This window comes from Bradyrhizobium tropiciagri, assembly GCF_001189845.1.
Lineage (GTDB): Bacteria > Pseudomonadota > Alphaproteobacteria > Rhizobiales > Xanthobacteraceae > Bradyrhizobium > Bradyrhizobium tropiciagri.
This window is the reverse complement of the sequence record NZ_LFLZ01000130.1, coordinates 1-12330: the sequence shown is the minus strand read 5'-3', so window position 1 is coordinate 12330 and position 12330 is coordinate 1. Positions and strand designations below refer to the sequence as shown.

Genomic DNA, 12330 nt, shown 5'->3' with positions numbered 1-12330 from the left:
GGAGATCATCCGCGCCCGCGCTTTCTCGTCCGTCACCGAATTGAAGATCGGGTCGAACGGAAACAGCGGATCGCCGGGGAAATACATCTGCGTGACCAGACGCGAGACGAACGAGTGCCCGAACACCGAGAAGTGGATATGCGCGGGCCGCCATGCATTGTGGTGATTGCCCCAGGGGTACGCACCGGGCTTGATGGTGATGAACTTGTAATAGCCCTTGTCGTCGGATTGCGTGCGGCCGGCGCCCGTAAAATTCGGATCGAGCGGCGCCGGATGCTGATCGACGACGTGGATGTAGCGGCCGCAGGCATTGGCCTGCCACAGCTCGACCAGCGTGTTCGGCACGCCGCGGCCGTCCTCGTCGAGCACATGACCATGCACGATGATGCGCTCGCCGAGCGGCTCGCCCTTGGCCTGGATGGTGAGATCGTTGTCGTGCTCGCGCACGGTCTCATGACCGTAGACCGGACCGGTCAATTCCGAGAGCGTATGCCGCATCGGGATCAGCGGCTTTTGCGGCGAACGCTTCACGGTGGAGCGATAGTCCGGCGACAGCCGCGCCGGATGGGCCGCAAGCGATTGCAGCGGATACAACAAGGTCATGGCGAATTCCTCCGTGGCCCACGCGCCCGGTGAGCTCACATCAGATCATTATAGTGCATAACCAAATTGGGGAAGGGCTGTTTTCAGCCCTTCCAAGCTATTGGATCAATTCAGCTTTTCGATCGCGACCGCGACGCCCTGGCCGACCCCGACGCACATAGTTGCCAAGGCAAGCTTCCCGCCCCGCTTCTCCATGCCGTGCACGGCGGTCAGCACCAGCCGCGCGCCGCTCATGCCAAGCGGATGGCCGAGCGCAATCGCGCCGCCATGCGGGTTGACGAAATCGGCGTCTTCCTTGACGCCGAGCTGGCGCAGGCAGGCGATGCCCTGCGAGGCGAAGGCCTCGTTGAGCTCGATCAGATCGAAATCCGACACCTTGATGCCGAGCCGCTCGACCAGCTTCTTGGTCGCGGGTACCGGGCCAATGCCCATGATGCGCGGCGGCACCGCGGCCGACGCGAGGCCGAGGATTTTTGCGCGCGGGGTCAGGCCGTGCTTCTTCACCGCGGCTTCCGAGGCGAGGATCATCGCGGCGGCGCCGTCATTGACACCGGATGCGTTGCCCGCGGTCACCGTGCCCGGGTTGCGCACGATCGGCTTCAGCTTGGCGAGGCCTTCGAGCGTGGTCTCGGGCCGCGGATGCTCGTCCTTGTCGACGGTGATCGGACCGGCCTTGCCGCCGGGCACCTGGATCGGCACGATCTCCTCGGCGAAATAGCCCGACGCGATCGCGGCACCCGCGCGCTGCTGCGAGCGGATCGCCATCGCATCCTGATCGGCACGCGATACCTGGAATTCCTCCGCAACGTTCTCGCCTGTCTCCGGCATCGCATCGACGCCGTACTGCGCCTTCATCAGCGGATTGATGAAGCGCCAGCCGATCGTGGTGTCGTAGATGTCGGACGAGCGCGAGAAGGCTTCCGAAGCCTTGCCCATCACGAACGGCGCGCGCGTCATCGATTCGACACCGCCCGCGATCGCAAAATCGATCTCGCCGGCGCGGATGGCGCGGCCCGCCGCGCCGACCGCATCGAGGCCCGAGGCGCAGAGCCGGTTCAGGGTCTGGCCGGGAACCGACTCCGGCATGCCGGCGAGCAGAAGCGCCATGCGCGCGACGTTGCGGTTGTCTTCGCCGGCCTGGTTGGCGCAGCCGAAATAGACCTCGTCGACCTCGTTCCAGTTGAGCGTCGGGTGCTTGGCCATCAGCGCCTTGATCGGGGCCGCGGCGAGATCGTCGGCGCGCACCTTGGCGAGCGAACCGCCGAAACGGCCGATCGGAGTCCGGACGGCATCGCAAATGAACACATCACGCATTGAATCTCTCCCTGAATGCCGCGACTTAGGCGCTGGATCGGCTGGAACTTGAGGGCAGTTTTAGGAGCGTGCCCGCGGCAGGTCAATTGACGCCGCCGCGCGCCCTGCACGCATTCCCGTGAGGGCTGTCATAAAGGCACCGTGGACAGGGTGGAAAACCCCGCCTTCGCGGATAGGACCGCACGACGAAATTTTGTAGCTTCCCGGCCCTCATGACCATTCAACAGCCGATCCCCGTTCCGCCCGAAGCCACTCCCGCCGAGGCGCCGTCGCGCGTCACGCCGATGATGGAACAGTATCTGGAGATCAAGGCCGCCCACCCCGGCCTGCTGCTGTTCTACCGGATGGGCGATTTCTACGAGCTGTTCTTCGAGGACGCCGAGATCGCCTCCAGAACCCTCGGCATCGTGCTGACCAAGCGCGGCAAGCATCAGGGCATGGACATCCCGATGTGCGGCGTGCCGGTCGAGCGCTCCGAGGATTATCTGCATCGCCTGATCGGCGCCGGACACCGCGTCGCGGTGTGCGAGCAGACGGAAAATCCCGCGGAGGCAAAAGCCCGCGGCAACAAGAGCGTGGTCCGCCGCGGCGTGGTGCGGCTGGTGACGCCGGGCACGCTGACCGAAGACACGCTGCTCGACGCCCGCACCAACAATTACCTGATCGCGATCGCGCGCGCCCGAGGCTCGGCCGGCGCCGACCGGCTCGGGCTCGCCTGGATCGACATCTCGACCTCTGAATTCATGGTGACGGAATGCGCGACCGCGGAGCTTGCCGCGACGCTGGCGCGGATCAATCCGAACGAGGCGATCGTCACCGACGCGCTTTACGGCGACAACGAACTGGCGCCGACCTTGCGGGAGCTGCCGTCGGTGACGCCGCTGACCCGCGACGTGTTCGACAGCGCCACCGCGGAGCGGCGGCTGTGCGACTATTTCGCGGTCGCGACCATGGACGGTCTCTCCGCAATGTCGCGGCTGGAAGCGACCGCCGCCGCCGCGGCCGTCACCTATATCGACCGCACTCAGGTCGGCAAACGCCCGCCGCTGTCGCCGCCGGCGCGCGAGGCCGCCGGCACCACGATGGCGATCGACCCGGCGACCCGCGCCAACCTCGAACTGACGCGCACGCTGGCCGGCGAGCGCCGCGGCTCGCTGCTCGATGCGATCGACTGCACCGTGACCGCAGCGGGCTCGCGCCTCCTGGCGCAGCGCCTTGCCGCGCCGCTCACCGACGTTGCCGTGATCGCGCGGCGGCTCGATGCGGTCTCGGCCTTCGTTGCGGATTCCGCGGCGCGCGAGGATGTCAGGACCGTGCTGCGCGCGGCGCCCGACATGTCGCGGGCACTGGCGCGGCTCTCGGTCGGCCGCGGCGGCCCGCGCGATCTCGCCAGCCTGCGCGACGGCATCCTCGCCGCCGACCAGGCGCTGGAGCTGCTGGCACAGCTCAGCGATCCGCCGGCCGAGGTTTCGACCGTGATGGCGGCCCTGCGGCGCCCGTCGCGCGACCTGGCGCAGGAATTCTCCCGCGCACTGTCAGAGCAATTGCCGCTGATCAAGCGCGACGGCGGCTTCGTCCGCGAAGGTTATGAAGCCGCGCTCGACGAGAGCCGCAATTTGCGCGACGCTTCGCGCCTCGTCGTCGCCGCGATGCAGGCGCGCTATGCCGAGGACACCGGCATCAAGACGCTGAAGATCCGGCACAACAATGTGCTGGGCTATTTCGTCGAGGTCACCGCGCAGCACGGCGACAAGCTGTTCGCACCGCCGCTGAACGCAACCTTCATCCATCGCCAGACGCTGGCCGGACAGGTGCGCTTCACCACATCGGAGCTCGGCGAGACCGAGGCCAAGATCGCCAATGCCGGCGAGCGCGCGCTCAATCTCGAGCTCGAGATCTTCGAGCGGCTGAGCGCGATGGCGCTCGCCGCCAGCGACGATTTGCGCAACACCGCGCATGCCTTTGCGATGCTCGACGTCGCGACCTCGCTGGCGAAGCTAGCGATCGACGACAATTACGTGCGGCCCGATGTCGACGGCTCGCTCGGCTTTGCGATCGAGGGCGGCCGGCATCCCGTGGTCGAGCAGGCGCTGAAGCGCGACGGCCAGCCGTTCATCGCCAATGCCTGCGACCTGTCGCCGGCGCCGGGACAAAAGTCCGGTCAGCTCTGGCTGATCACCGGTCCGAACATGGCCGGTAAATCGACCTTCCTGCGCCAGAACGCGCTGATCGCACTCCTTGCTCAGATCGGCAGCTATGTGCCGGCATCGCGGGCGCGGCTCGGCATCGTCGACCGGCTGTTCTCGCGCGTCGGCGCCGCCGACGACCTGGCCCGGGGACGATCGACCTTCATGGTCGAGATGGTCGAGACCGCGGTGATCCTCAATCAGGCCAGCGAACGGTCGCTTGTGATCCTCGACGAGATCGGCCGCGGCACCGCGACCTTCGACGGCCTGTCGATCGCCTGGGCCGCGATCGAGCATCTGCACGAGAGCAACCGCTGCCGCACCCTCTTTGCCACCCACTATCACGAACTGACCGCGCTCTCGGCCAAGCTGCCGCGGATGTTCAACGCGACGGTGCGGGTGAAGGAATGGCAGGGCGACGTCGTGTTCCTGCACGAGGTGCTGCCGGGCTCCGCCGACCGCTCCTACGGCATCCAGGTCGCCAAGCTCGCCGGCCTGCCGCCCGCGGTGATCACCCGCGCCAAATCGGTGCTGGCAAAGCTCGAAGCGCAGGACCGCGGCCAGACCGCGCGCGCGCTGGCCGACGACCTGCCGCTGTTCGCCGTCCCCTCCCGCGCCGCCGCCGAAGACAAGCCGCCGAGCGAGGCAGATCTGCTGGTCGAGGCGGTGAAGGCGCTGCATCCCGACGAGATGTCGCCGCGCGAGGCGCTGGATGCGCTGTATGCGTTGAGGGCGAAGCTGCCGAAACAGTAGCTGCGTAGGATGGGTAGAGCGAAGCGAAACCCATCGACTTTCCTCCACGCGGAAGCATGATGGGTTTCGCTGCGCTCTACCCATCCTACGCCTTCGCAGCCTTCCTCCGCCCGATCTGCCACAGCGCCAGATTCCAGACGATGCAGGTGGCGAGCGCGCAGCAGAGGCCGATCGCCGAGCCGAATTGCAACACCGCGACGTGCAGCACGGCGATGCCGAGGCCGAAGCCGAGCAGGCCCCAGGCGCTGTTGGCGAGCACGGCGGCGGTGGCGGGGCCGCCGATCCGCGGATGCAGGATCAGCATCATCGAGGAGAACACGATCGGAAACAGCGCGATCACGCCGGTGACGCGCGGACCGACCCAGGTCGATGCGGTGACGACGGTGCCGACCAGGCTCGCGACCAGCGCGGCGCGCAGCGGAATGTCGTACCAGCGCCGCGCGATCAGCGGCATCTTGGCGACGTGCCGATACGGCTTGAGCAGCGGGATGCAGATCGCAAAGGCGATGGCATTGAGGATCAGGCCGCCGGTGAGCGTCCACGCGAACTGACGGACGATGGTGCCGAGCACGAGCCACAACGCGATCGCGCTTCCCGCGCTAATCCACATGCTGAAGCGCTGCGCCAGCACTGCATAAGTGAGGCCCATGAAGATCGTCGCCGCATTGACCGGCAGGCTCGACAGCGCGCCCTCGGCGATGAAGGCGGCGTCATGGTCGAGCGCGAGGAAAGTGTAGGACGGCCCGGCCGAGATCGGTAGTGTAGCGATCAGCGCGCCGATCACCGGCCCCGAGCGCTCCGTGATGATCGACGCAGAGACCACGAACGCGGCCGCAACCGCCATGCGCAGCACGAGGAGCAGGATGAAGTGGAGCTCGGGGGACATTTCTTTTTCTTATCCTCCCCTGGAGGGGGAGGATCGGTTCGCATGCAGCGCAGCGAAATGCGAAACGAGGTGGGGTGATCTCTCAGCAGGAAGGACTGATCGGATGGAGGGACCGTCACCCCACCCCGCCTCGCATCTGGCGATGCGAGACGACCCTCCCCCTCCAGGGGAGGGTAAGAGCGATCACACCCGCTGCATCGTCACCGTCACCTTCGGGCCGTTCTTGATGGTCTGATAGACCACGCAATAGCGCTCGGTGAGCTTCAGCAACAGATCGAGCTTGTCCTGCGGCGCGTCGGTGCCGACGTCGAAGCGGAGACGGATCTCGCGGAAGCCGACCGGGGCCTCCTTGTCGACACCGAGCGTGCCGCGGAAATCGAGATCGCCCTCGGCGAACACGTTGCCGACCTTCAGCGGCACCTCGACGGCGGTCGCGACCGATTTCAGCGTGACGCCGGCGCAGGCGACCAGCGCTTCCAGCAGCATGTCGCCGGAGCAGAGCTCGAGACCGGAGCCACCGGTCGCGGGATGCAGGCCGGCGACCGCAAGCGCGCGGCCAGTCTCGACCTTGCAGGAGAGGCTTTCGCTGTCGATCGTGCCCTTGGCCTTCAACGTGATCACGGCGGCCTGCGGGTCGGTCTTGTAACGCTCCTTGATCGGAGCCTGCATTGCGCGGAGTTCGGCGGAGTCCATGGTTCTGCTCCCGGCTATTTTTCTTTATTCTGGTGTAAGGCCTTAAGCCGCCGATGTCACCACCACATCGCTTCGCCGGCGCTGGATTTGTCGGTGGCGTCACGCACCGAGCGATCCAGCGAGCGGTCGAGCGCGGTCAGCACGCGGCGCTTGAAGGTATCGAACAGTTCCGATTTGCGATCACGCGGCCGCGCCAGGTTGATGGTGATCTGCTCGAACAGCCGGCCCGGCCGCGGCCGCATCACCAGCACACGGTCGGCCAGCACCACGGCCTCGTCGACATCATGGGTGACCAGGATCAGGGTCGGCCGCGTATCGGCCCAGAGATCGAGCAGATGGTCCTGCAAATCGCGCCGCGTGAAGGCATCGAGCGCCGAGAACGGCTCATCGAGCAGCAGCACTTCCGGCTGCGGCACCAAAGCGCGGGCGATCGCGACCCGCTGCGCCTGCCCGCCGGAGAGCTCGCGCGGCCAGGCTGAGGCCTTATCAGTGAGGCCGACGCGGGCCAGCGCCGATGCGACCCGCTCGCCCCTCGCATCAGCCGCAAGATCGGCGAGACCGAAGCCGATATTGTCGGCGACGCTGAGCCAGGGCAGCAGCCGCGGCTCCTGGAAGATGATGCCGATCTTGGCGTGGGGCGAAGTGATGACGGCATTGTCCAGCGTCACGCTGCCGGTGCTGGCGCGATCGAGGCCGGCGATGGCGCGGAGCAAGGTCGATTTGCCGCAACCGGAGCCGCCGATGATGGCGATGATCTCGCCGGGCGAAATCTCCGCCGAGAAGCGCTCCAGCGCGTGGACGCCGTTCGGATAGGTCTTGCCGACGTCTTTGAGTGCGAGCATCACTGCCCTCCCTGCGCGCCGAACGCGTCCTGCCAGCGCAGCAGCGGCGCGGCGGCGACCTCGATCAGCCAGTCGGTCAGCTTGCCGAGGATCGCGAAGATCACGATCGCGGCGAGGATCTGCGCCGGCTTGCCGAGCTGCTGGCCGTCGAGCAGGAGATAACCGAGGCCTTCGGAGGCCCCGATCAGTTCGGCCGCGACCACGAACATCCACCCCAGGCCAAGGCCGACCCGCAGCGCCACCACATAGGCCGGCAGCACCGCCGGCAACAGGATGCGGCGGATCATAGCCGGCCCGGACAGGCGGAATACGCGCCCGACTTCGACGATCTTGCGATCGACCGACAGGATCGCGCCCATCACGCCGAGATAGATCGGAAAGAACACCCCGACCGCGATCAGCGCGACCTTCGAGGTCTCGAAGATGCCGAGCCAGAGCACGAACAGCGGCACCCAGGCGAGCGAGGGGATCGCGCGCAGCGCCTGCACCGTCGGATCAAGCAGCCGCTTGGCGAAATCCCAGTAGCCGGAGATCGCACCCATGATGGTGCCGGCGATCACGCCGAGCGCAAAGCCCGCGCCGACGCGCCACAAGGTCGCCAGGATATGCCGCGACAGCTCTCCGCTTTTGGCGAGCTCCACGATGGTCTGGAACACCTTTGACGGCGGCGGCACCAGTCGGCCGTTGGAGTAGCCGAGATAAACCACCAGTTCCCAGCCGAGCGCACACACCACCGGCACCAGAAGCCCGAGCGCCGGCCGTGCAAAGCGCGACCACCGCGCCGGCGCCGCACGCGGCGCGGCCGTCTGTTCCAGCGCGGGCAGGTCAACGGTCATGGCCATAGCAAGAACTATTCTTCCGGCGGGATTGCAAGGTGGGGGCGACGGGCCCTTATCCTCCCCTGGAGGGGGTCGAGACGAGCGGAGCTCGCTCTGGGATCGGTTCGCATGAAATGCGAACCGAGGTGGGGTGAAGGTCTCTCGGATCGGGCGCTGCCCGGGTGGAGAGATCACCCCACCCCGGCTCACGTCTCGCTTCGCTCGCTGTGAGCCGACCCTCCCCCTCCAGGGGAGGGTGAAGGCGGAGCTAGTTCGTCGGCAGCGGGACCTGATCGTCGATCAACGCATCCAGCGCCGCCTTCACGTCGGTCTTGGCGTCGATCACGCCGGCCTGCTGCAGCGCGAGGCCGGCGGCGAGGATGGATTCGCGCTGGGGGCTACCGATCCGGCTATGGCTCAGCTCGGTGCGTTCCTTGAGCTGCTTGTCGACCACGGCGTCGGGCAGTTTCGTCACCGCGATGAAGGTCTTCTTCAGCTCGTCATAGTTCGCCAGCGAATATTTCCGCGCTTCCTCGTAAGTGGCGAGCACGCGGCGCACGATATCCGGATGCGCCTTCAAAAACTCCTCGCGGACATTGAGAATGCCCCAGGTGTTGGCGTCCGCCTTGCGGTAGAACAGCTTGGCGCCCTCCTCGACCTCCGCCTGCGCCATCATCGGATCGAGGCCGGCCCAGGCGTCGACGTCGCCGCGGATCAGCGCGGTCTTGCCGTCGGCATGCTGCAGCAGCACCGGCGTGATGTCCTTTTCGGTGAGACCAGCGCCGAGCAGCGCGCGGACCAGGAAGATGTGCGGGTCGGTGCCGCGCGTCACAGCGACGCGCTTGCCCTTGAGATCGGCGACGGACGCGATCTTCGAGTCCTTAGTGGTCACCAGCGCGGTCCATTCGGGGCGCGAATACACATAGATCGACTTGATCGGGTTGCCATTGATCCGCGCGACCAAAGCGGCCGAGCCCGCGGTCGAGCCGAGATCGATCGAGCCGGCATTGAGGAATTCGAGCGCCTTGTTGGAGCCGGCCGACTGCACCCAGACGATGCTGATGCCGTCCTTGGCGAATTCCTTCTCCAGCAGGCCCTTCTGCTTCAGGACCATCGACACCGGATTGTAGGTCGCCCAGTCGATCCGGATCTCCTTCGGCGCGTCGGCGGCGAGCGCCGCGCCGGGCAGGAATGTCGAGACCGCGAAGAGCGCAGCGAAGGCGCGCCGAGAAAATTCATGCATTCATCGATCTCCTCAAGCCGATTAAAGAAACAATCTTTTAATTCAATGAGTTAGCCTTGCGGTCAACGAGAAAATCTCTACCCTTTACGCGACGGCGCGAGAACGATCTTGCCCGAAGCCCCGCCGGGAAAGCATGGAGCTGCTGTCGTCATACTTTGGTCAGTGACAGCAACAGCTCCGTCCGATATCGGATGAACGTATGGACAGCGTCGTAGCCGAAGTCCGCCCTGAAGCGGATGATCGTTTCGAGACCGAGCGGATCACCGCGGCGGTCAATGCCCTCGCCGAACAGCATGCCGGCCGCGAGGATCAGTTCCGCGCCGCGATGGCGCAGCTGCTCAAGGCCGAGCTGATCGCGGCGCGCGCCACGGCGCAGGCGCTGCTGCTGAAGGACCGTCACGGCCGCCGCTGCGCCGAACGGCTCTGCTTCGTGCAGGACGAGATCATCCGCATCCTCTACGCCGCGGCGACCCGGCATCTCTACCACTCGCCGATCCCTTCCGGCGCCGAACGCATGGCCGTGGTCGCGACCGGCGGCTATGGCCGCGGGCTGATGGCGCCGGAATCCGACATCGATCTGCTGTTCATCCTGCCCTACAAGCAGACCGCCTGGGGCGAGCAGGTCGCCGAAGCCATCCTCTATTGCCTGTGGGACATGGGGCTGAAGGTCGGCCACGCCACCCGCTCGGTCGATGAATCGATCCGCCAGGCGCGCGGCGACATGACGATCCGCACCGCGATCCTGGAGACCCGCTTTCTGACCGGCGACCAGCCACTCTATGACGAGCTGGTCGAGCGCTTCGACAAGGAAGTGGTGCAGGGCACCGCGGCGGAATTCGTCACCGCAAAGCTCGCCGAGCGCGAGGAACGGCATCGCCGCGCCGGCCAGTCGCGCTATCTGGTCGAGCCCAACGTCAAGGACGGCAAGGGCGGCCTGCGCGACCTGCACACGCTGTTCTGGATCGCCAAATACGTCTACCGCGTGCGCGAGACCGACGAGCTCTTGGAACGCGGCGTGTTCGACGCGCAGGAGTACCGCACTTTCCGCCGCTGCGCCGACTTCCTGTGGTCGGTGCGCTGCAACCTGCACTTCTTCGCCGGACGCGCCGAGGAACGGCTGTCGTTCGACATGCAGCGCGAGATCGCGGTCCGGCTCGGCTACACCTCGCATCCCGGCATGCAGGACGTCGAGCGCTTCATGAAGCACTACTTCCTGATCGCGAAAGACGTCGGTGACCTCACCGCGATCCTGTGCGCCAAGCTCGAGGAGGAGCACAACAAGCCGGCGCCGGTGCTGAGCCGGATGGTGGCGCGGCTGCGGCCGGGCACCAAGCGGCGGCGCCTGGCCGGCAGCGACGACTTCATCGTCGACAACAACCGTATCAACCTCGCCGCGCCCGACGTGTTCAAGCACGATCCGGTCAACCTGATCCGGATCTTCCGCCTCGCGCAGCAGAACAACCTCGCCTTCCATCCCGATGCGATGCGCACGGTGACGCGCTCGCTGAAGCTGATCAACACCCAGCTGCGCGAGAACGACGAGGCCAACCGCCTGTTCATGGAGATCCTGACCTCCGACAATGCGGAGGTGGTGCTGCGGCGGATGAACGAGACCGGCGTGCTCGGCCACTTCATCCGCGCCTTCGGCAAGATCGTGTCGATGATGCAGTTCAACATGTACCACCACTATACGGTGGACGAGCATCTGCTGCGCTGCATCGGCTTCCTGCAGGACATCGAGCGCGGCGGCAACGAGGAGTTCACGGTCGCCAGCGACCTGTTCCGCAAGATCCGGCCCGAGCACCGCCCGGTGATCTATATCGCAACGCTGCTGCACGACATCGCCAAGGGCCGGCCGGAGGATCATTCGATCGCCGGCGCCAAGGTGGCGCGCCGGCTGTGCCCGCGGCTCGGCTTCTCGGCCGCCGACACCGAGCTGGTGGCCTGGCTGATCGAGGAACATCTGACGATGTCGACGGTGGCGCAATCGCGCGATCTGTCGGACCGCAAGACCATCGAGAATTTCGCCGCCGTGGTGCAATCGGTCGAGCAGATGAAGCTGCTGACGATCCTGACTACCGCTGACATCCGCGGCGTCGGCCCCGGCGTGTGGAACGGCTGGAAGGCGCAGTTGCTGCGCACGCTGTATTACGAGACCGAGCCGGTGCTGACCGGCGGCTTCTCGGAGGTCAACCGCGCGCAGCGCATCGCGGTGGCGCAGGCCGAATTCCGCCGCGCCTTCACCGAATGGCCGGAAGCCGAGCTCAACGCCTATATCGGCCGGCATTACCCGGCCTACTGGCTCAAGGTCGAGCTGCCGCGCAAGATCCGCCAGGCGCGCTTCATCCGCGCCAGCGAGCAGGCCGGCCACAAGCTCGCGATCAATGTCGGCTTCGACGAGATCCGCGCCGTCACCGAGCTCACGATCCTGGCGACCGACCATCCCTGGCTGCTGTCGATCATCGCGGGCGCCTGCGCCTCGGCCGGCGCCAACATCGTCGACGCGCAGATCTACACCACGACCGACGGCCGTGCGCTCGACACCATCTCGATCTCGCGCGAATACGACCGCGACGATGACGAGGGCCGCCGTGCTACAAGGATCGGCGAGATGATCGAGCAGGTGCTGGAAGGCAAGCTCAGGCTGCCCGAGGCGGTGGCGAAGCGCGCGGTGCGCAGCAAGGCGCGGCCGTTCATCGTCGAGCCCGAAGTGACCATCAACAACCAGTGGTCCGACCGCTACACCGTGATCGAGGTCTCCGGCCTCGACCGCCCCGGCCTGCTCTACCAGCTCACCACCGCGATCTCGAAGCTCAACCTCAACATCGCCTCAGCCCACGTCGCGACCTTCGGCGAACGCGCCCGCGACGTGTTCTACGTCACCGATCTGCTCGGCGCCCAGATCACCGCGCCGACCCGGCAATCGGCGATCAAGAGCTCGCTGCTGCATCTGTTGTCGAGCGAGGACCAGGCTGCGAAGCCTGCTGCGTAG

General features: G+C 66.3%; 9 protein-coding genes. 2 read left to right on the top strand and 7 right to left on the bottom strand.

Annotated elements, in window-relative coordinates; translation table 11 throughout:
* A partial coding sequence (gene pcaH / locus AKN84_RS43290; RefSeq protein ID WP_050426438.1) for a protocatechuate 3,4-dioxygenase subunit beta occupies nt 1-603 on the bottom strand: 603 nt, incomplete at its 3' end.
* Between the two features lie 105 nt (nt 604-708).
* Nucleotides 709-1917, bottom strand: a complete 1209-nt coding sequence (gene pcaF / locus AKN84_RS43285; RefSeq protein WP_050426436.1) for a 3-oxoadipyl-CoA thiolase — start codon at nt 1915-1917, stop codon at nt 709-711.
* Nucleotides 1918-2129: 212 nt separating this feature from the next.
* On the opposite strand from pcaF, the gene mutS reads away from it, so the two are divergent.
* A complete protein-coding gene (mutS, locus tag AKN84_RS43280) occupies nt 2130-4856 on the top strand; it encodes a DNA mismatch repair protein MutS (protein WP_050426435.1) in 2727 nt (908 codons plus the stop codon).
* A gap of 85 nt (nt 4857-4941) precedes the next feature.
* Here the strand turns inward: mutS and AKN84_RS43275 are convergent, their stop codons facing one another.
* From AKN84_RS43275 to AKN84_RS43255, 5 genes are all read right to left on the bottom strand, one after another.
* Nucleotides 4942-5742 carry a hypothetical protein gene (locus AKN84_RS43275; RefSeq protein ID WP_050426434.1) on the bottom strand — a complete coding sequence of 267 codons (801 nt, stop codon included), beginning with the start codon at nt 5740-5742 and terminating at the stop codon, nt 4942-4944.
* A gap of 183 nt (nt 5743-5925) precedes the next feature.
* Nucleotides 5926-6435, bottom strand: coding sequence for an OsmC family protein (locus tag AKN84_RS43270; RefSeq protein WP_050426433.1), 510 nt, complete (start codon nt 6433-6435; stop codon nt 5926-5928).
* A gap of 56 nt (nt 6436-6491) precedes the next feature.
* Complete coding sequence (locus tag AKN84_RS43265; RefSeq protein WP_050426432.1) at nt 6492-7277, bottom strand: ABC transporter ATP-binding protein; 786 nt, start codon at nt 7275-7277, stop codon at nt 6492-6494.
* Nucleotides 7277-8113 (bottom strand): ABC transporter permease, encoded by an 837-nt coding sequence (locus tag AKN84_RS43260; RefSeq protein WP_050426437.1) that lies wholly within the window; start codon nt 8111-8113, stop codon nt 7277-7279. Before AKN84_RS43260 ends, AKN84_RS43265 begins: the two co-directional genes overlap by 1 nt.
* A gap of 250 nt (nt 8114-8363) precedes the next feature.
* Entirely contained in the window at nt 8364-9338 is a 975-nt protein-coding gene (locus AKN84_RS43255; protein ID WP_050426431.1) for an aliphatic sulfonate ABC transporter substrate-binding protein, read from the bottom strand.
* Between the two features lie 199 nt (nt 9339-9537).
* On the opposite strand from AKN84_RS43255, the gene AKN84_RS43250 reads away from it, so the two are divergent.
* Nucleotides 9538-12330 carry a [protein-PII] uridylyltransferase gene (locus AKN84_RS43250; RefSeq protein WP_050426430.1) on the top strand — a complete coding sequence of 931 codons (2793 nt, stop codon included), beginning with the start codon at nt 9538-9540 and terminating at the stop codon, nt 12328-12330.

Coding starts and splice junctions, on each gene's coding strand:
- pcaF (WP_050426436.1), bottom strand. CDS start 1,917: ATGCGTGATGTGTTCATTTGCGATGCCGTCCGGACTCCGATCGGCCGT.
- mutS (WP_050426435.1), top strand. CDS start 2,130: ATGACCATTCAACAGCCGATCCCCGTTCCGCCCGAAGCCACTCCCGCC.
- AKN84_RS43275 (WP_050426434.1), bottom strand. CDS start 5,742: ATGTCCCCCGAGCTCCACTTCATCCTGCTCCTCGTGCTGCGCATGGCG.
- AKN84_RS43270 (WP_050426433.1), bottom strand. CDS start 6,435: ATGGACTCCGCCGAACTCCGCGCAATGCAGGCTCCGATCAAGGAGCGT.
- AKN84_RS43265 (WP_050426432.1), bottom strand. CDS start 7,277: ATGCTCGCACTCAAAGACGTCGGCAAGACCTATCCGAACGGCGTCCAC.
- AKN84_RS43260 (WP_050426437.1), bottom strand. CDS start 8,113: ATGACCGTTGACCTGCCCGCGCTGGAACAGACGGCCGCGCCGCGTGCG.
- AKN84_RS43255 (WP_050426431.1), bottom strand. CDS start 9,338: ATGCATGAATTTTCTCGGCGCGCCTTCGCTGCGCTCTTCGCGGTCTCG.
- AKN84_RS43250 (WP_050426430.1), top strand. CDS start 9,538: ATGGACAGCGTCGTAGCCGAAGTCCGCCCTGAAGCGGATGATCGTTTC.